The organism is Streptococcus equinus (assembly GCF_900104225.1).
In the GTDB taxonomy this organism is placed as follows: Bacteria; Bacillota; Bacilli; order Lactobacillales; family Streptococcaceae; genus Streptococcus; species Streptococcus equinus_D.
Genome location: NZ_FNJK01000001.1, coordinates 119,287 through 136,337, shown reverse-complemented (window position 1 = coordinate 136,337; position 17,051 = coordinate 119,287). Strand labels below are relative to the sequence as shown.

At 36.9% G+C, this 17,051-nt stretch carries 15 protein-coding genes; 4 read left to right on the top strand and 11 right to left on the bottom strand.

Going from position 1 to position 17,051, the window contains the following annotated elements; all coding sequences use genetic code 11:
- Nucleotides 1–19: 19 nt before the first annotated feature.
- Entirely contained in the window at nucleotides 20–496 is a 477-nt protein-coding gene (locus tag BLP98_RS00685; protein WP_074481442.1) for a SprT family protein, read from the bottom strand.
- Nucleotides 483–2,615 carry a Tex family protein gene (locus tag BLP98_RS00680; protein WP_074481441.1) on the bottom strand — a complete coding sequence of 711 codons (2,133 nt, stop codon included), beginning with the start codon at nucleotides 2,613–2,615 and terminating at the stop codon, nucleotides 483–485. Before BLP98_RS00680 ends, BLP98_RS00685 begins: the two co-directional genes overlap by 14 nt.
- 186 nt (nucleotides 2,616–2,801) lie before the next feature.
- Here BLP98_RS00680 and BLP98_RS00675 point away from each other — a divergent pair, with 186 nt between their 5' ends.
- From BLP98_RS00675 to BLP98_RS00665, 3 genes are read left to right on the top strand one after another with little or no spacing between them, the layout of a single operon-like run.
- Nucleotides 2,802–2,936: an SPJ_0845 family protein gene (locus BLP98_RS00675; RefSeq protein WP_074481440.1), complete on the top strand. Its 135-nt coding sequence runs from the start codon at nucleotides 2,802–2,804 to the stop codon at nucleotides 2,934–2,936.
- A 5-nt stretch (nucleotides 2,937–2,941) separates the two neighbouring features.
- A complete protein-coding gene (locus BLP98_RS00670) occupies nucleotides 2,942–3,847 on the top strand; it encodes a permease (protein ID WP_074481439.1) in 906 nt (301 codons plus the stop codon).
- On the top strand, nucleotides 3,844–4,656 hold the full coding sequence (locus BLP98_RS00665) for a TIGR03943 family putative permease subunit (RefSeq protein WP_074481438.1): 813 nt from the start codon (nucleotides 3,844–3,846) through the stop codon (nucleotides 4,654–4,656). Before BLP98_RS00670 ends, BLP98_RS00665 begins: the two co-directional genes overlap by 4 nt.
- A gap of 212 nt (nucleotides 4,657–4,868) precedes the next feature.
- On the opposite strand, the gene ftsY is transcribed toward BLP98_RS00665, so the two are convergent.
- The 3 genes from ftsY to BLP98_RS00645 are packed head-to-tail and all read right to left on the bottom strand — an operon-like array spanning nucleotide 4,869 to nucleotide 7,829.
- Nucleotides 4,869–6,170 carry a signal recognition particle-docking protein FtsY gene (gene ftsY / locus BLP98_RS00655; RefSeq protein WP_074481436.1) on the bottom strand — a complete coding sequence of 434 codons (1,302 nt, stop codon included), beginning with the start codon at nucleotides 6,168–6,170 and terminating at the stop codon, nucleotides 4,869–4,871.
- A 40-nt stretch (nucleotides 6,171–6,210) separates the two neighbouring features.
- A complete protein-coding gene (locus tag BLP98_RS00650) occupies nucleotides 6,211–7,032 on the bottom strand; it encodes a Cof-type HAD-IIB family hydrolase (protein WP_074481435.1) in 822 nt (273 codons plus the stop codon).
- Nucleotides 7,032–7,829 (bottom strand): Cof-type HAD-IIB family hydrolase, encoded by a 798-nt coding sequence (locus BLP98_RS00645; RefSeq protein ID WP_074481434.1) that lies wholly within the window; start codon nucleotides 7,827–7,829, stop codon nucleotides 7,032–7,034. Before BLP98_RS00645 ends, BLP98_RS00650 begins: the two co-directional genes overlap by 1 nt.
- A gap of 188 nt (nucleotides 7,830–8,017) precedes the next feature.
- Here BLP98_RS00645 and BLP98_RS00640 point away from each other — a divergent pair, with 188 nt between their 5' ends.
- Entirely contained in the window at nucleotides 8,018–8,851 is an 834-nt protein-coding gene (locus BLP98_RS00640; RefSeq protein ID WP_074481433.1) for a DUF6287 domain-containing protein, read from the top strand.
- A 64-nt stretch (nucleotides 8,852–8,915) separates the two neighbouring features.
- On the opposite strand, the gene BLP98_RS00635 is transcribed toward BLP98_RS00640, so the two are convergent.
- The 6 genes from BLP98_RS00635 to yycF all read right to left on the bottom strand — a co-directional run bounded on the left by BLP98_RS00635 (nucleotide 8,916) and on the right by yycF (nucleotide 16,852).
- The gene (locus BLP98_RS00635) at nucleotides 8,916–9,326 is read right to left on the bottom strand and encodes an NUDIX hydrolase (RefSeq protein WP_074481432.1); all 411 of its coding nucleotides are present in this window, start codon (nucleotides 9,324–9,326) and stop codon (nucleotides 8,916–8,918) included.
- A gap of 15 nt (nucleotides 9,327–9,341) precedes the next feature.
- Entirely contained in the window at nucleotides 9,342–12,881 is a 3,540-nt protein-coding gene (smc, locus tag BLP98_RS00630) for a chromosome segregation protein SMC (protein WP_074481431.1), read from the bottom strand.
- Between the two features lie 153 nt (nucleotides 12,882–13,034).
- On the bottom strand, nucleotides 13,035–13,721 hold the full coding sequence (rnc, locus tag BLP98_RS00625; RefSeq protein ID WP_074481430.1) for a ribonuclease III: 687 nt from the start codon (nucleotides 13,719–13,721) through the stop codon (nucleotides 13,035–13,037).
- A 265-nt stretch (nucleotides 13,722–13,986) separates the two neighbouring features.
- The gene (locus BLP98_RS00620) at nucleotides 13,987–14,796 is read right to left on the bottom strand and encodes an MBL fold metallo-hydrolase (RefSeq protein WP_074481429.1); all 810 of its coding nucleotides are present in this window, start codon (nucleotides 14,794–14,796) and stop codon (nucleotides 13,987–13,989) included.
- Nucleotides 14,797–16,149: a cell wall metabolism sensor histidine kinase VicK gene (gene vicK, locus BLP98_RS00615; RefSeq protein ID WP_074481428.1), complete on the bottom strand. Its 1,353-nt coding sequence runs from the start codon at nucleotides 16,147–16,149 to the stop codon at nucleotides 14,797–14,799.
- On the bottom strand, nucleotides 16,142–16,852 hold the full coding sequence (gene yycF, locus BLP98_RS00610) for a response regulator YycF (protein ID WP_074481427.1): 711 nt from the start codon (nucleotides 16,850–16,852) through the stop codon (nucleotides 16,142–16,144). Before yycF ends, vicK begins: the two co-directional genes overlap by 8 nt.
- Nucleotides 16,853–17,051 lie beyond the last annotated feature (199 nt).

Below are 17,051 nucleotides of genomic sequence, written 5' to 3'. Positions count from 1 at the left end.
TTCTAAAATAAAATCAGCCTTACGACTGATTTTTAGAAGCAGGATTTTTTTCAAAAAAACTTGTCTCTTCTACTTTGATTAATTTTCCGTGACAACGACCACAGCGGTATTTTTGGGTATTGACGCGACGTTTTCTACGATAGTTTTGACCGCAATTTTGGCATTTATAATAATGAAAATGCTCATTTCTAGCCATTGTTGGGGCGTAACGAAGGCCATCCACTTTTTGCAACAATTCTTTAAAATCTGCATCAGCGTGCTTATATCCTTTACCTTCAAAATACAAATGATAGTGGCAAAGTTCATGCCGAACAATTTTTCGAAAAATATCATCTCCAAAGGTCTCAAGTATCTTAGGATTAAAATCAAGATGGCCATCAGCAGGGAAAAAGCGACCGCCTGTTGTCCGCAAACGCTTATTCCAAACTGCTGTATGACGAAATTCTTTGCCAAAATCTTCAATTGAGACACTTTTAACAAAATTAGTTAAGTTCACGCAAATCTACCAACGAAAGATTAATCTTTCCACGTTCTTTGTCAATTTTTGAAACCCAGACTGTCACCACATCTCCAACCGAAACAACTTGGCTAGGGTGTTTGACAAATGATTTACTCATTTGTGAAATATGAATCAAGCCGTCATCATGAAGACCGATATCAACAAAAGCTCCAAAGTCGACGACATTTCGCACAGTTCCTTCAAGTTTTTGACCAATTTCAAGGTCAGAAATATCTAAGACATCTTGACGAAGAACTGGCGCTTCAAAGTCATCACGCAAATCACGGCCGGGTTTTAGAAGGTCAGCGATAATATCTTTCAACGTTTCTTGACCAATGTTAATGTTTTTAGCCATTTCTTCAATAGAAACAGCTTGTAATTTTGTTTTTGCTGAATCATCTAGGTCAGTAATCGCTAATTCTTTCAACAAGCGTTCAACAGCCTTATAAGACTCTGGGTGAACACCCGTATTATCAAGGATATTTTCAGCTCCTGGAATGCGTAAGAAACCAGCGGCTTGTTCAAAAGCTTTAGCTCCCAAACGTGGAACTTTCTTGATTTCTTCGCGAGAAGTGATACAACCATTTTCATCACGGTATTTGACAATATTTTCTGAGATTGTCTTATTAAGTCCTGAAACGTGTGATAGAAGTGCTGGACTTGCTGTGTTGATGTTAACCCCAACTTGGTTAACCACGGTATCAACGACAAAATCAAGATTTTCTGCCAATTTTTTCTGGCTAACATCGTGTTGGTATTGACCAACCCCAATTGATTTTGGATCGATTTTAACCAATTCCGCAAGCGGGTCTTGCAAACGACGTGCGATAGAAATTGCTGAACGTTTTTCAACAGTCAAATCTGGGAACTCATGACGTGCCAACTCAGAAGCTGAATAAACAGAAGCTCCGCTTTCATTGACAATAACGTAAGGAACGTCTGAAAAGTCTTTTAGGACTTCTGCTACAAAAGCTTCGCTTTCACGGCTAGCTGTTCCATTTCCGATAGCAATAATTTCAACACCGTATTTGCGGATTAATTCAGCTAAATCTTTTTTAGACTGTTCAATTTTAGCTTGGCTAGCTGGTGGCACAGGATAGATCACTTGAGTTGTCATCAATTTTCCTGTTTGGTCAACAACCGCTAGCTTGGCACCTGTACGAAAGGCTGGGTCAAATCCCAAGACCATTTTTCCTTTTAGAGGCGAGACCAAAAGAAGGTTACGAAGATTTTCTGAGAAAAGTTCAATAGCACCGTCTTCAGCACTTTCTGTTAATTCACTATGAATGCGACGTTCCATGGCTGGAACAATTTTTTTCTTGATGGTTTTTGCGATGACATCATCGATATAAGCATTTTTGTTTTTGAAACGAGATCCCATAAAACGCACCATCTTATCGATATTGTGTTCAAAACCAACTTTCAAAACTCCCAATTTTTCACCACGATTAAGAGCTAAAATACGGTAGCCTTGAATTTTAGAAACTTTCTCTGTGAAGTCATAATAGATTTGGAAAGTTTTAGTGTCATCAGCCTTTTCGTCTTTAAGGTTTGAGACGATTGAACTATATGACCAGATTTCATTGTAAACCCATGAACGAAGACGATTATCTTCTGAAAATGATTCAATAAGGATTTCACAAGCTCCAGCTAGGACTTTATCAGCTGTTTCAAATCCTTCTGTTAAAAAGGCTTGGGCTTCTGTTCCTAAAGAAGCTTTGTTTTGCAATATTAATCGCGCTAATGGAAACAAACCAGCTTCTCTAGCAATGGTTGCTTTAGTGCGACGTTTTTCTTTGTAGGGAAGATAGAGTTCTTCAACATCAGCTAATTTTTCAGCTGATTCAATAGCTTTTTTAAGCTCAGCTGTTAGTTTGCCCTGCTCTTCAATTTTTGCAAGAACAGTTGCTTTTCGATCAGCTAAAGCTGTCATACTTTTGTCCAAATCAATGATAGCTTTGATTTGAACTTCATCCAGATTACCAGTCATTTCTTTACGATAACGAGCAATAAAAGGAATGGTATTTCCTTCACTTGTTAACTCGAGAACTTTGGTAATTTGGTTCTCTTTAATAGATAAGTCTTGAGCAATTTTTTGTATATTTTCATTTTTCATAGCCTTTCTATTATAACAAAAAAACGGTTAAAACTGTGTTTTTTACTGATTTATTGATAATATTTAACTTATGTTTTACCGAATTTTATCAAATTCATTCTTATAAATATCCGCTTAGCTTTTGCTGATTTTTTTAAATGATAGTATAATAACTGATGACTATATTTAGAAAAGAGGTGCCCAATAATGGCTATCACTCATAAACGTCAGGATGACTTAGAGTCAATGTTTGCAAGTTTTGCAAGTATTCCTAAAGTTTCTAGCGACCCCGAAAAAGAAAAGAAAAGTAAAAATAAAGAAGCGAAGAAAGCGACTCATTAAGTTTTATGGACATTTTTAATCAATTACCAGCTAGTGTCTTACAATGGTTTGCAATTTTTATTTCTATTATCATTGAGGCACTTCCTTTTGTTTTACTTGGAAATATTCTTTCTGGTTTCATTGAGGTCTACGTAACACCAGATTTGGTTCAACGTTTCCTTCCTAAAAATAAATTCCTACGAATTGTTTTTGGAACCTTTGTTGGCTTTGTTTTTCCATCTTGTGAATGTGGAATTGTTCCTATTATCACACGTTTTTTGGAAAAGAAAGTTCCAAGTTATACTGCAATACCTTTCCTAGCAACTGCGCCGATTATTAATCCTATTGTGCTATTTGCGACCTACTCTGCCTTTGGAAATAGCTGGCGCTTTCTAGGATTAAGGCTACTTGGTGCCATCATCGTTGCGATGACACTTGGTATTATGCTTGGTTTTGTTGTTGATGACAATATTTTAAAAGAAAATGCAGCCCCTTGCCATTTTCACAATTACTCAGGAGAGCCGTGGTATAGAAAAATCTTTCTAGCCCTCGGTCATGCTATTGATGAGTTATTTGACACTGGTCGTTATCTAGTCTTTGGCTCTTTGATAGCTTCTGCAATGCAAATCTATCTACCAACACATATCTTAACTAAAATCGGTGGTAACACGCTAACAGCTATTCTTGTCATGATGCTATTAGCCTTTATCCTATCACTTTGTAGTGAAGCAGATGCCTTTATCGGTGCCTCACTTCTTTCATCGTTCGGAACTGCACCGGTTCTTGCCTTTCTTTTGATTGGTCCAATGGTCGATATCAAAAATCTCATGATGATGCTAAAATCATTTAAAGTTCGCTTTATTGTTGAGTTCATTAGTGTATCTGTCATCATGATTGTGATTTACTGTATGCTTGTGGGGGTGATTGGATGATTCGTTTTCTAATTTTAGCTGGTTATTTTGAATTAACCATGTATTTGCAAATCTCAGGAAAATTGAACCAGTACATCAATACCCATTATGCTTATCTTGCTTATATTTCTATGGTTCTGTCATTTCTTTTAGCAATTGTCCAACTGATTGTTTGGGTAAAAGATATAAAAATGCACAGTCATTTACATGGAAAATTTGCTAAGATTACCAGTCCAATGATTCTGGTTATTCCTGTCTTTATCGGACTTCTAGTTCCAACAGTTAATCTTGATTCAACAACAGTCTCAGCAAAAGGATACCATTTCCCACTAGCTGCAGGTTCTGTCGGGACTGTCAGTGAGGACGGGACACGTGTTCAGTATTTAAAACCTGATACTAGCCTTTATTTCACTTCTTCGGCTTACGATAAAGGGATGAGAAAGGAAATGAAGAAATATCAAGGGTCAGGAGATGTGAACATTACCACAGACAACTACATGGAAATTATGGAGCTCATCTATCTCTTCCCAGATGAATTTGCTGGACGTAATATCACCTACACAGGATTTGTCTACAACGAACCAGGACATGATGGCTACCAATTTCTCTTCCGTTTTGGAATCATCCATTGTATTGCTGACTCAGGTGTTTATGGACTTTTAACGACAGGTAATACCTCAAATTATCCGAATAATACTTGGATTACCGCGACAGGAACTATTGGCCTTGAATACGATAAAACCTTGGAGCAAACCTTGCCTGTTTTACACATTTCAAAACTAAAAGAAACTGATGCACCTGATAACCCATACGTTTACCGTGTCTTTTAGAGAATTGAAAACACCTTCCAATTTGGAAGGTGTTTTTTTATGAATGCTTTTTATAAGCAAAAACTAATCTAGCAATGTTAATCAAGGTAAAAGCTCCCCAAATTAACATGATAGTCCACTTAGTTTCTGCTAAATAAATCAGAGTTAAAACCAATGCCGACGAAGTTAAAAGGATTGTCGATAAATGTGCTTTAACAAAATTAAGCATAGCTTTAAATAATCCCTTCTAGAAGGCCTCGAATAAAGTCTTCAGAATCAAATTCACCAATATCATCGATTTTTTCACCAAAACCAATGAATTTAACTGGGATATCAAGTTCTTGACGGATAGCTAGAACGACACCACCTTTAGCAGTTCCATCAATTTTAGTTAAGATAAGACCTGTCAGTGGAGTAATTTTAGAGAATTCTTTAGCCTGGCTAAGTGCATTTTGACCAGTTGAAGCATCTAAGGCAAGAAGTGTTTCATGCGGAGCATCAGGCACCACGCGCTTGATGATACGACCAATTTTTTCAAGCTCTGCCATCAAATTATCTTTGTTTTGCAAACGTCCAGCAGTGTCAATCAACAATACATCAACCTTTTCAGCAACGGCTTTTTCCATGCCATCAAAAACAACTGAGGCTGGGTCAGCTTTTTCTGGACCAGTCACAACTGGAACACCGACACGTCGTCCCCATTCGGCAAGCTGAGCCACCGCACCTGCACGGAAAGTATCAGCAGCAACAAGCATGACTTTTTTACCTTCGTTTTTGTATTTGTAAGCAAGTTTACCGATTGAGGTTGTCTTACCAACACCGTTAACACCGACAAAGAGCATCACTGTCAAATCATCTTGAAAATTGATTTTTTCATTAAAGACGCCATCTTTTTCATAAATTTCAACCAATTTTTCGATAATGACACGCTTTAAATCATCCGCCTTTTTAGCATTTTCTAATTTGGCTTCATAACGAAGGTCTTCTGTTAATTGTGTTGCTACGTTAACACCAACATCTGAAAGGATAAGCATTTCTTCAAGCTCTTCAAAGAAATCTTCATCCACACGACGGAAATTAGCCAAGAAAGCATTCAAACGAGCACTAAAACCAGTACGAGTTTTCTTAAGGCTGCGATTGTATTTTTCTTCTTCTGTTTCAACTGCTTGTGAAGCAACTTCTTCTTTTGGTTCTTCTTGACGAGTATCAACAGCCTCAACCTCAACTGTTTCACCACGATCAATAGCTTCTTTTACAGCTTCTTTTTTAGCATAGTAATCTGCCATAACGCGAGAAGAATCAGCAACTGCTTCCTCTTTGACTTCTTCAGCTTGACTAGCAGCATCTGTGGAAACTTGTTCAGACTCTTCCACAGTTTCTACTGTATCAATAGCTTGTGTATCAACCTCAGTTTCTTCTGCTGCTTCATTTTTCTCATCAGCTACAGTTTCTTCAAGGTTTTGAGCTGTTTCTTGCTCTTCAACAAGCTCTTTTGTATCCTTTTTCTTTCCAAATAAACGATCAAATAATCCCATATTATATTACCAAGAAAACTAGTCAGTTTTCTTTTCCTTTCTACTTCGCATCTAAAATGTATTTTTTAACAGCTTCTGCTACACCTGATTGGTCGTTAGTACGACTTGTTACTGCATCTGCCGTTTCTTTTGCGGTAGATACACCGTTTGCCATGGCGACGCCTAAACCAGCCCACTTCAACATGGACAGGTCGTTTTCTTCATCTCCCATAGCCATAACATTTTCTGATGTTAATCCTAGATGTTCTACTAGCTGATTTAAACCAGCTGCTTTATGAACACCTTTAGGCATCATTTCTACTATAATATCACGTGATTTAAAAATTTCAAAATGTTGATGTAGTTCTTTTGGCAATTTTAAGAGTTGTTGATTCAAAAAGTCTGGATTTGTCACACTGACCACTTTGTTGTAGATCACATTTTCTGGAATTTCAGCAAAGCTATTGACCTTAACAAAATCAAGTGTTGGGTTAGCTAGCGGGTAATGCGATTCATTGCCACGGCAAGCTAAGCTATAAACAATGCCATCACTAAGCACATCAAATGGAAGAGCAAGCGGCTCTAAATGACTATAAAGCACTTGAAGTTGTTGGCGAGTTAACTCACTTTTTGCAAGGATTTTCCCGTTTGTCTTCTGTACCAAGCCACCATTAAAAGTAATCAAGTAATCATCATCAGAAATCAAATCCAACTCTTCAAGGAGCCCACTAATTGCTTTTAAAGGGCGACCGGTCGTGATAACCACTTTAACACCCTTATCACGCGCAGCTCTGAGAGCTAATTTATTTTCTCGTGTTACAACTTTTTGACTATTAAAAAGTGTGCCATCTAGGTCCAAGGCTAATAACTTGATATCTGCCATTAATCAACTAATCCTTCCATGTAAGTCATAACAGATTCTTCATCACAGTGTCCGATGATTTCACTTGAAATTTCTTTAATTTCTTTACGAGCATTTTGGGTTGCTACTGCAGTTCCTGCAAATTCAAGCATTTCAAAGTCATTGAGATTATCTCCGAAAGCTACAATTTCTGATGCTTTCATGTCATAAGCCTCACAAAGTGCTTGAAGGCCTGTTTTTTTATTAACACCACGAAGAACAATATCAACTGATTTGAAACCAGTAGTCACGGCTTGTGCATAATCAATGCGTTGATTAAACCAAGCTTCTCCTTTACGGACCGTGTCTTCAGAGAAATTAGCCGTAACCTTCAAAATATTATCTGTCACATTTGCCAAATCATTAACACGTTGGACATTTTCATAGTAATGACTGATAAACTCAAGGTATTCATCACTAGCATCTGGGTGCAAATAAGCGCCGTTTTCACCTGACAATAGAAAATCGTGTCCAAGCATATAAGGACTTTCAATCAAAGTATCAACAATTTCCAAAAATTGTGGTTTGGTTAACCCAGATTCAAAAACGATGTCTTTTCCAACTTTAACCAAAGTACCATTTTCAGCAATAAAAGCCATTTTATCAGCATGATGCTGAAACATTTTTTCCAAAGCCAATAGAGAACGCCCACTAGCTGCTACAAAAAGCATATTATTTTCTTCAAATTTTTCGAGGACATTATGAAGACGATGACCATCAAAGTAACCTTTACTAGTTAAAAAGGTTCCATCCATATCTGTCGCAACAAGTTTTATCATTTCTATCTCCCTCATGAATTACATAATTCTATTCTAGCAAAAAACGCCAACTTTTTCCTGCTAATAATCCATTCTTTTCGACTTATCACTAGCAAAAATATTTTTTAAATTTTTTTGAAAAAAAGCCAGTTTTTTAAAAATTTTTTCGAATATATTATTAAGAAGAATAATAAAAGGGGTAAACTATAATGAAAAAAAGCAACCACTATTTTTGGATTTCAGGCTTATTAGTCTTAACAGCTTGCGGAATTGCTTTAGCTGTTAACAATCACTCTCACCACAAACAAGCTAAAGCACAAACTAATCACCATCTCACCCATAAAACAAGTTCTAATAAAAAAGCATCTAAATCTGCTAAGAAAAAACAGGTCGATAAACGACTTGATTTATTCCAATTGCCAAATGAAAAAAAGATTACTGATGATTTAGTCAAGGACGGCAAAAATATCGTTAATTCACGCCAAGTTAGCAAACAAGCTAGCCAATTTGATTTTGCAGCGTTAGCTCAAGGTGACTTTTCAAGTCTTGCAGGAACATGGCAAGATGCCAATGGTTATACGTTTGAATTTTCTCCACAAGGATTGGTTTCAAAAGATGGAAGATTAACCTTATCAGCTTTGACTTATGATGATAAAGGAGAAGCTATTTCGCAAGTTACTTCGTTAACTGGCGGATTTATCTTGTACTACTACGCTGCTGGCAATCAAATTCCTAATTGGCATTTCAATATTACAGATACCGATCCATCAGATTATGGTCGCGATCGTCTCTTTGCTGCACAACTTAGCCGCTTCGACTATGAATCAACACAGCAATTCGTAAACAGTGTCTTTTACAAAATTTCTGATAACTATAGCAAAGTCACACAAGATGACAAAAAAGAAGCTGAACAAGAAGAAGACACTGAAAATACGCCAGAACAAGAGACAGAAACAAGAGCTGAACAAGCAAGTGAAAGCCAAGAAAATGCTCAAAATGACGTAACAATAGAATCACAAACAGAAACTGCGGCAACCAACTAAACCATTTGAATATAACTAACCTCCCAACTAGAATTAGTTGGGAGGTTGTCTAATATCACAAAAACTATTTACTTTCCAATATTTCTGCCAAATAAGGAACAATTTTTTCTCCATCCAAATCATTCAAATCACTTATCCAACGATAGTTAGTATGTTCTTCGGGATTCAATGTAACAATTATTTCCTTATTCTTAGGAAGATGAGCATTATAAACTAATCTAGTGTATACAATACCATTATCTAAATTACTATCTTCATGAATAATATCATCTATTTTGATCTGAAGTCCTACTTCTTCAAGACACTCTCTGACAGCAGCAACTTTCGGCAATTCCTCACTCTCTACACTTCCACCAGGAATATCCCAATAAAACGGATAAACATTATTTCTACCATAGCTTGTGGCAACACGCTTTATCACTAAGTATTTTTCGTGATACTTTATTAAACTATGTGCAATTAGTTTATTTACCATTTTTCCCCTTTAATGTCATTCCACAAGATTTTCTGCATCTTTTAATTTAACGGATACGATACGTGAAATTCCTGATTCTTGCATGGTTACTCCATAAATACTGTCAGCGGCAGCCATTGTTCCCTTACGGTGAGTAACTACGATGAACTGACTTGATTTATCAAAGCGATTGAGATAATCCCCGAAACGTTTCACATTTGCTTCATCAAGCGCAGCTTCCACCTCATCCAGAATAACAAATGGAATAGTTTTGACGCGGATAATGGCAAATAGCAGAGCTAAAGCCGAAAGAGCTTTTTCTCCACCAGACATCAAGTTCAATGATTGAATTTTCTTACCTGGAGGTTGAACCGAAATTTCAACTCCTGCTGTTAACAAATCACCTTCTGTTAATGATAAATCAGCAGATCCACCACCAAACATTTGAGTAAAGGTTTGCTTAAATGAATCACGAATCGCATTGAAAGTCACTTGGAAGCGAGACTTCACTTCGTCATCCATGTCATTAATGGTATCAAGCAAGAGATTTTTCGAATGAACCAAATCCTCTTTTTGACTGTTTAAGAAAGTCAAACGATTATTAACTTCATCATACTGGGCAATAGCATCTAAGTTAATTGGACCTAACGCCTTAATACGACGACGTAAGTCTTGAAGACGTTCTCGAGCAGCTGCCATATCTTCAACAACTTGGCTAGCTTCTCTTGCCTCATCAAGAGTCAAATGATAGTCTTCAGTCAAATCATGGTTATAACCACGTAAACGTTCAGAAACTTGAGCCACTTGTGCTTCAACCTGTGCCTGTTTACGAATCAAGTCTTCATTTTTTTGATTTTCTTTAGTAACTTGCTCTTCAAGCTCTTCTAGGTTTGCTTCACAATCTTCCAACTCAAATCGAAGGCTCACTAAACGTTCTTCTTCGCTAGCTTTTCGTTCCACTGCTTCATCATGTTGTTTTTTCAAAAGCGGCAAGTTTTCAACTTCTTGATCACTAGCATGAAATGCGAGTAAATCTTCGCATTTTGCTATCTCAGCTTTATTTTCAACTAAGCTAATGTCAAGTCGTGTCTTATTAGCTGATTCAAACTTACGTTCACTTAACAATTCACGTTCTTGCAATTTAGCTTGTGATAATTGTTGACGAAGATTTTCAACTTTTTGTGTAATAGTATTTTTATTTTCTTTGATTTGTTCAATCTCGCTTGTCAACTCTTGTTTACGGTCAGCCACTTTTGTCAATTCTGCTTCAAAGTGAGCTTTTTGAGATTCTAAATCAGTTGAACTGCTGTCCGTTTCACTTTCTTGAAGTTGTTGACAAAGTTGATTAACATCATTCAAGCGTTCAGCAAGTTGTTGGTATTCCAACTCAGCTTTTTGTTCAGCAAAACGAGCTTCTTCTCCCTGAGCTTTTAAGCTTGCCAATTCTTCTTTGTTAGCTAGAAGAGCCTCGTGAAGGCCTTGGACATGTTTTTCTTGCTCGACTTGTTTTACTTGAAGGTCTTTTAATTCAGCAACAAGGTTATCTAATTCTGGTTTGATAAATGTGGTGTTATTTTGACGATTAGCACCACCAGAGAATGATCCCCCTGGTCGAATTTCAGTACCATCCAAAGTTACTAAGCGGACTTGGTAATGCAGTGCTCGCGCAGCTTTATTGGCATTATCAACCGTATCAAAAACTGCCGTTACACCAAGAAGATTTTGAAAAATGCTTTCTAAACGGTTATCAAATGAAACCAAATCACTAGCCATACCAAGGAAACCTTGACTTGAAGACAAAATGCCATGATTTTGTTGTGACAAATGGCGTGGTTTGATGGTCGTCAGTGGTAAGAAAGTTGCACGTCCTTGACGATTTTTCTTCAAGAAAGCAATTGAGCGTTTAGCTGCTGATTCATCTTCAACAATCACATGTTGACTTGAACCACCTAGCGCAATTTCAAGAGCTGTTTGGTACTTACGATCAAAACTTAAATGTTCACTAACCGCACCAATAATACCGCCAAGCTGCCCCGAAGCTTGTAAGACTGATTTGACACCAGCGTAAAAATTACTGTGATTTTTTAGAATTGATTCAAGACTAGATTTTCGAGCTTGCTTAGATTTAATGACATCTAATTGGTCAAACATCTTAGATTGCTCAGCTTGATAATCTTTTTCAAGCTGACTTGTTTTAGCAAATAGCTTCTGATAGGCATCAAGCAATTCTTTGACTTGTTCACGTGACGATTCAAAGTTTTCAAGAGCTTCTTTAGCACTTGCTTTTAGCTCAGCCAAATTAGCTTGTGTTTGAGCCAATTCTTCAGATTTTGATTCTGACAATTGTTTTTGATTGTCAATATCAGCAATCGTCATGGTCAATTGGTTAGAAAGATCAGCTTCTTTTTGCATCAAGCTAACAAATTCTTCACGTAATTTTTCAATGACTTGATCAGGATCAGTTGAGAAGCGATCTAATTCAGCTTGTAATTTTTGGATAGTTGCTGTTGTTTGCGTCAACTGCTCATCTAATTGAGCTAACTGAGTTTCTTTTTGAGCTAGTTCTTCTCGTAAGCTTTCCTGACTTGCTTTTAGGTCAGCTAATTGGCTACTAGCCGCTTGTTTTTTCTCTTCTTTTTGGCTTGATTCTAACGCAATCAAATCCATTTGGCGTTCAAGATCAGAAATAGCTTTAGTAATATCGACCAAGCCAGCTTGTTTAGTCGCCATTTCTTCAGATAGTTGATGGCGCTTTTCTTTTAAAGATTGATTCTCTTTTTCAAATCGCTGGCGTTGTTCATAGTAAGCTGACAAATCGGATTGAATAGCAGCTAAGTCTTCTTTTAAAGCCTCTAATTGAGTTTTATCCGTTTGGATATCTTCCACTAAGATATTCAAGTGGAGCTGCTTACGCTCAGCTTCTAAGCTTGTAAATTCTTTAGCAACTTGTGCTTGACGTTCTAAAGGCTTCACTTGAGCCTCTAATTCGTAGATAATATCATCCAAACGGTCCAAATTATCTTGGGTTTGATTCAACTTAGTCTGAGTTTCTTTCTTACGTGTCTTATATTTTAAAACCCCTGCGGCCTCTTCAAAAATGGCACGACGCTCTTCAGGTTTACTATTAAAAATTTCTTCAACACGACCTTGCGAAATCACTGAGAAAGAATCACGTCCAAGTCCAGTATCCATGAATAAATCATGAATATCACGCAAACGAACTTTACGCCCATCAATCAGATATTCACTATCACCATTTCGGTAAATGTGACGTTCTACTCGAATCGTCTCTTTAGCATCTTTGATAAAACCATCTGAATTATCCAAACTAACAACAACTTGAGCATAGTTTAGAGGTTTACGATTTTCTGCCCCTGCAAAAATAACGTCTGGCATTTTACCACCACGCAGATTTTTTGCTGAAGATTCACCAAGCGCCCAACGTAAACTTTCGGTAATGTTAGATTTACCAGAACCATTGGGACCTACAACAGCTGTGACACCTTTATCAAATTCAATTGTAGTCTTGTCTGCAAAGGACTTAAATCCCTGCATTTCAATTTCTTTTAAATACATAAAATAAGAGATGAAAAGGCAAAATACCTTCCTGAACTAACAATTAAGAAAATCATAATAGACCTTCTTATTGCCCTCTAGGCTACGTCGAACACGCATCATATGACCTAGGACAGGTTGGACATTTGCCTTTACGAATTCCTTTCAAACGTCTTATTGAAGTAAAGCTAGAGCATTTTTTGCGGCATCTTGCTCAGCCAATTTTTTAGATTTTCCGATTCCTTGACTTTTAGCTTCGTCATTAACATACACAGTTACTTCAAAAACTTTAGCATGCGCAGGTCCAGATTCATTTGAAACACGGTAATCGATAGTGACATCACCATGACCTTGTAACAATTCTTGAAGCGTTGTTTTATAGTCTTTAACACGTTCAAAGTTTCCTTTTTCAACTTGAGGAATCATCACTTGATTTAAGAATTTATTGACCGCCTCAACACCTTGGTCCATCAAAAGAGCACCAAGAAAGGCTTCAAATAAATCTCCTAAAATCGTATCACGATTACGGCCACCAGATTTTTCTTCACCGTTACCAAGTTTGATGAATTCATCAAAACCACAGTAACGTGAAAAACCTGCTAATGATTCTTCACGAACAATGACTGAACGCATCTTAGACAAGTCACCTTCTGGTTTCTTAGGATACTTTTTAAACAAGTACTGAGAAATCAAAAGTTGAAGAACCGCGTCTCCTAAAAATTCCAAGCGTTCATTGTGTGAAATGTTTAGGAGGCGATGTTCATTGGCATAAGATGTGTGAGTAAAAGCTGTTTCTAGCAAGGTTTTATCTTCAAAAACGATTCCAAATTCTCGCTGAAGTTTTGTATCTAAAGCTTGCATGATAAATCTCCCTTCAAAAATTAGTCTATGATTTTATATCAATAAAGCGTTTCCTTTAGAATCAGCCACTTAGCGATTCTAAAATATTTTTTCTACTATAGACTACTTTATTATACCAAAAAGTTTCAAAAAAAGGGGATTCTCTCCAAAATCCCTACAATTATATTTACATGACAAAGTGTCAAGTAAATGATCAATTAAAGCACTAAAAAAGCCACTAACTGCTTTTATCAGCAGCTAATAGCTTTTTTGATTTTATTAGCATTTAAATCCCAGTCAGCGGTGTTGCTTCATCAGGTGATGTATCAAAAACAGTCATGTCATGACCAACAGCAAAATCAGCTTGCATTAAGTTATTTTCCATGGTCATGTGTGCCAATTCTTTGATATTATTTTCTTTACTTAAGTGACCAAGATAGATTTTCTTCGTGCGATTACCAATGGTACGAATCATGGTATCAGCACCATCTTCATTTGACAAATGTCCACGGTCAGATAAGATACGTTGTTTCAAACTCCATGGATAAGACCCTGCACGTAAGATTTCAACATCATGATTTGACTCAATCAAATAACCATCCGCATTCTCAATAACACCTGCCATTCGGTCGCTAACATAGCCAGTATCTGTTAGGACAACAAATGACTTATTGTCTTTCATTAAACGATAGAATTGTGGTTCAACAGCATCATGACTAACCCCAAAACTCTCAATATCAATATCTCCGAAAGTCAATACTTTACCGCGTTCAAAAACATGTTTTTGAGCCACATCAAGCTTTCCAATCATATTTTTATCATCAATCATTTGCCAAGTTTTGGCATTAGCGTAAACATCCAGATTGTATCTACGAGCAAGCACACCAACTCCCTTAATATGGTCAGAGTGTTCGTGTGTAATCAAAATAGCATCCAAATCTTCTGGTTTTCGGTCAATTTCAGCAAGAAGACTGGTAATTTTCTTACCAGTCAAACCTGCATCTATCAAAAGACGTTTCTGTGGTGTTTCCACATAAAATGAATTTCCAGTTGAACCGGAGGCTAAGACACTATATTTAAAAGCATTCTCAGACATCTAGTCCTCGTCATCCTCCCATTCATCATATATATCAGAATCCTTCTCATACGGAAGAACAATTGTAAATGTTGAGCCCTTTCCATAAGTACTTTGAGCCCAAATAAAACCTTTATGTTGTTTGACAATTTCTTTAGCAATTGCAAGACCAAGTCCAGAACCACCTTGAGCACGGCTTCGCGCCTTGTCCACACGATAGAAACGATCGAAGATTAATGGCAAATCTTTCTTAGGAATACCAAGACCTTCATCAGAAATCGAAATAATCAACTGTGTCTCAGTTGTCTTCATGCTAACAGTGATTTTCCCACCATCTGGTGAGTACTTAATTGCATTATTAAGGATATTATCCAAAACTTGCGTCATCTTATCAGGATCGATTTCTACCCAGATTGACTTGATAGGGTAGTCTCTGACAATTTCGTACTGCTTCCCAGCAACCGTATGTTGACTCTTAATTTGATCAAAGCGGTTCAAAATAGATGTCATGAAGGCTGTAAAGTTAGTCATTTCAACTTCTAATTGCACGGTCTGATTATCGATACGAGATAAATTAAGCAAATCAGAAATCATGCGAATCATACGATTGGTTTCATCCAAAGAAACTTTAATGAAACTTGGTGCGATATCTTCTTTCAAAGCCCCTTCATCCAAGGCTTCAAGATAAGACTTAACTGATGTCAATGGCGTACGCAGCTCATGACTAACGTTCGATACAAACAAACGACGTTCACGGTCTTCTTTTTCTTGTTCAGTCGTATCATGTAAGACAGCAATCAAACCAGAGATAAAACCACTGTCACGACGGTTAAGAGCAAAACGAATACGTAAGGTAATAAATTCACCGGTTTCGTCACGACGATTAAGAACAATTTCTGGTGTCTTTGATACCAAATCATGATATGTGTAATCACTATCATCACCTAAAATATCAACAATATTCATTCCAAGTGCTTCTTCACGCTCAAGATTAAGTTGTTTCTGAGCGGTCTGATTAATCATGGTAATGTTTCCAGAGCGGTCAGTTGCCAAGACACCATCAGTCATATAGGACAGAATGCTTGCCAAACGATTTTTTTCTTGGGCAAGATTTTCCTGTGCCAAACGAAAGACAGTCGACAAATCATTCAGTTGACCAGCAAGTTCTGCTAAATCTCTATCTTTCTCAATGATAATATCTTCTGTATATTTCCCAGTAATCAGCTCGCGAACCTTACCACTCAAACGACGAATATTAACTGACGTTCTATAGTCTCTAATGGCCAAATGGATAAAATAAATGGCTACAAAAGCTAACAAAAAAAGAATGGCTTGTTCAAAAAAATATTGATTGTGTATCAAAGTATCATTCATAGGACTTCATGTAATACCCTACACCACGACGTGTCAAAATGTATTCTGGACGACTTGGAGTATCTTCAATTTTTTCACGCAAACGACGAATAGTTACATCGACAGTACGCACATCACCAAAGTAATCATATCCCCAAACAGTTTCCAACAAGTATTCACGAGTCATTACTTGCCCCATGTGAGTTGCTAAGTGATGAAGCAATTCAAATTCACGGTGTGTTAGTTCGATATCTTCGCCACGTTTTTGAGCCACGAAAGCATCAGGTAAAATTTTCAAATCGCCGATGGTAATTTCAGAATTTGATGCAGAAGCATTTTCTTCAGCCACAGCTGATTCAATGTTTTCTGTACGACGAAGGTGTGCTTTTACACGTGCTAACAATTCACGATTTGAGAAAGGTTTTGTCACATAGTCGTCAGCACCGATTTCAAGTCCGATAACTTTATCAAACTCACTATCCTTGGCAGACAACATAATGATAGGAATATGACTTGTTTTACGAACTTCTTTTGCAACTTCAAGTCCATCCAATTCTGGTAACATCAAATCCAAGATGATTAAATCTGGATTTTCTTCTTCAAATTTTTCAATTGCTTCACGACCATCAAAAGCAGTAACAGTTTCATAACCTTCTTTAGTTAAATTAAACTTAATAATATCTGAAATTGGTTTTTCATCATCAACAATAAGAATTTTTTTCATATGTCACCTCTTCAATTCTATGTCAGTAGAATAAAAAATTCTCAAACAACAATTTCTATGTCATTTTATTTACAAAAATGACCACTACCCCTAATTATATCAAATTTCAATACTAATTGGAAACATTGGATACTTTTGTTATATTATCCAACAATGGTGTGATGGGCTAAAGTCCAATAATGACAGTTCTTTTGAAGGT

Coding starts and splice junctions, on each gene's coding strand:
- yycF (WP_074481427.1), bottom strand. CDS start 16,852: ATGAAAAAAATTCTTATTGTTGATGATGAAAAACCAATTTCAGATATT.
- BLP98_RS00680 (WP_074481441.1), bottom strand. CDS start 2,615: ATGAAAAATGAAAATATACAAAAAATTGCTCAAGACTTATCTATTAAA.
- BLP98_RS00620 (WP_074481429.1), bottom strand. CDS start 14,796: ATGTCTGAGAATGCTTTTAAATATAGTGTCTTAGCCTCCGGTTCAACT.
- BLP98_RS00645 (WP_074481434.1), bottom strand. CDS start 7,829: ATGATAAAACTTGTTGCGACAGATATGGATGGAACCTTTTTAACTAGT.
- smc (WP_074481431.1), bottom strand. CDS start 12,881: ATGTATTTAAAAGAAATTGAAATGCAGGGATTTAAGTCCTTTGCAGAC.
- ftsY (WP_074481436.1), bottom strand. CDS start 6,170: ATGGGATTATTTGATCGTTTATTTGGAAAGAAAAAGGATACAAAAGAG.
- vicK (WP_074481428.1), bottom strand. CDS start 16,149: ATGAATGATACTTTGATACACAATCAATATTTTTTTGAACAAGCCATT.
- BLP98_RS00635 (WP_074481432.1), bottom strand. CDS start 9,326: ATGGTAAATAAACTAATTGCACATAGTTTAATAAAGTATCACGAAAAA.
- BLP98_RS00650 (WP_074481435.1), bottom strand. CDS start 7,032: ATGGCAGATATCAAGTTATTAGCCTTGGACCTAGATGGCACACTTTTT.
- BLP98_RS00640 (WP_074481433.1), top strand. CDS start 8,018: ATGAAAAAAAGCAACCACTATTTTTGGATTTCAGGCTTATTAGTCTTA.
- BLP98_RS00665 (WP_074481438.1), top strand. CDS start 3,844: ATGATTCGTTTTCTAATTTTAGCTGGTTATTTTGAATTAACCATGTAT.
- BLP98_RS00670 (WP_074481439.1), top strand. CDS start 2,942: ATGGACATTTTTAATCAATTACCAGCTAGTGTCTTACAATGGTTTGCA.
- rnc (WP_074481430.1), bottom strand. CDS start 13,721: ATGCAAGCTTTAGATACAAAACTTCAGCGAGAATTTGGAATCGTTTTT.
- BLP98_RS00675 (WP_074481440.1), top strand. CDS start 2,802: ATGGCTATCACTCATAAACGTCAGGATGACTTAGAGTCAATGTTTGCA.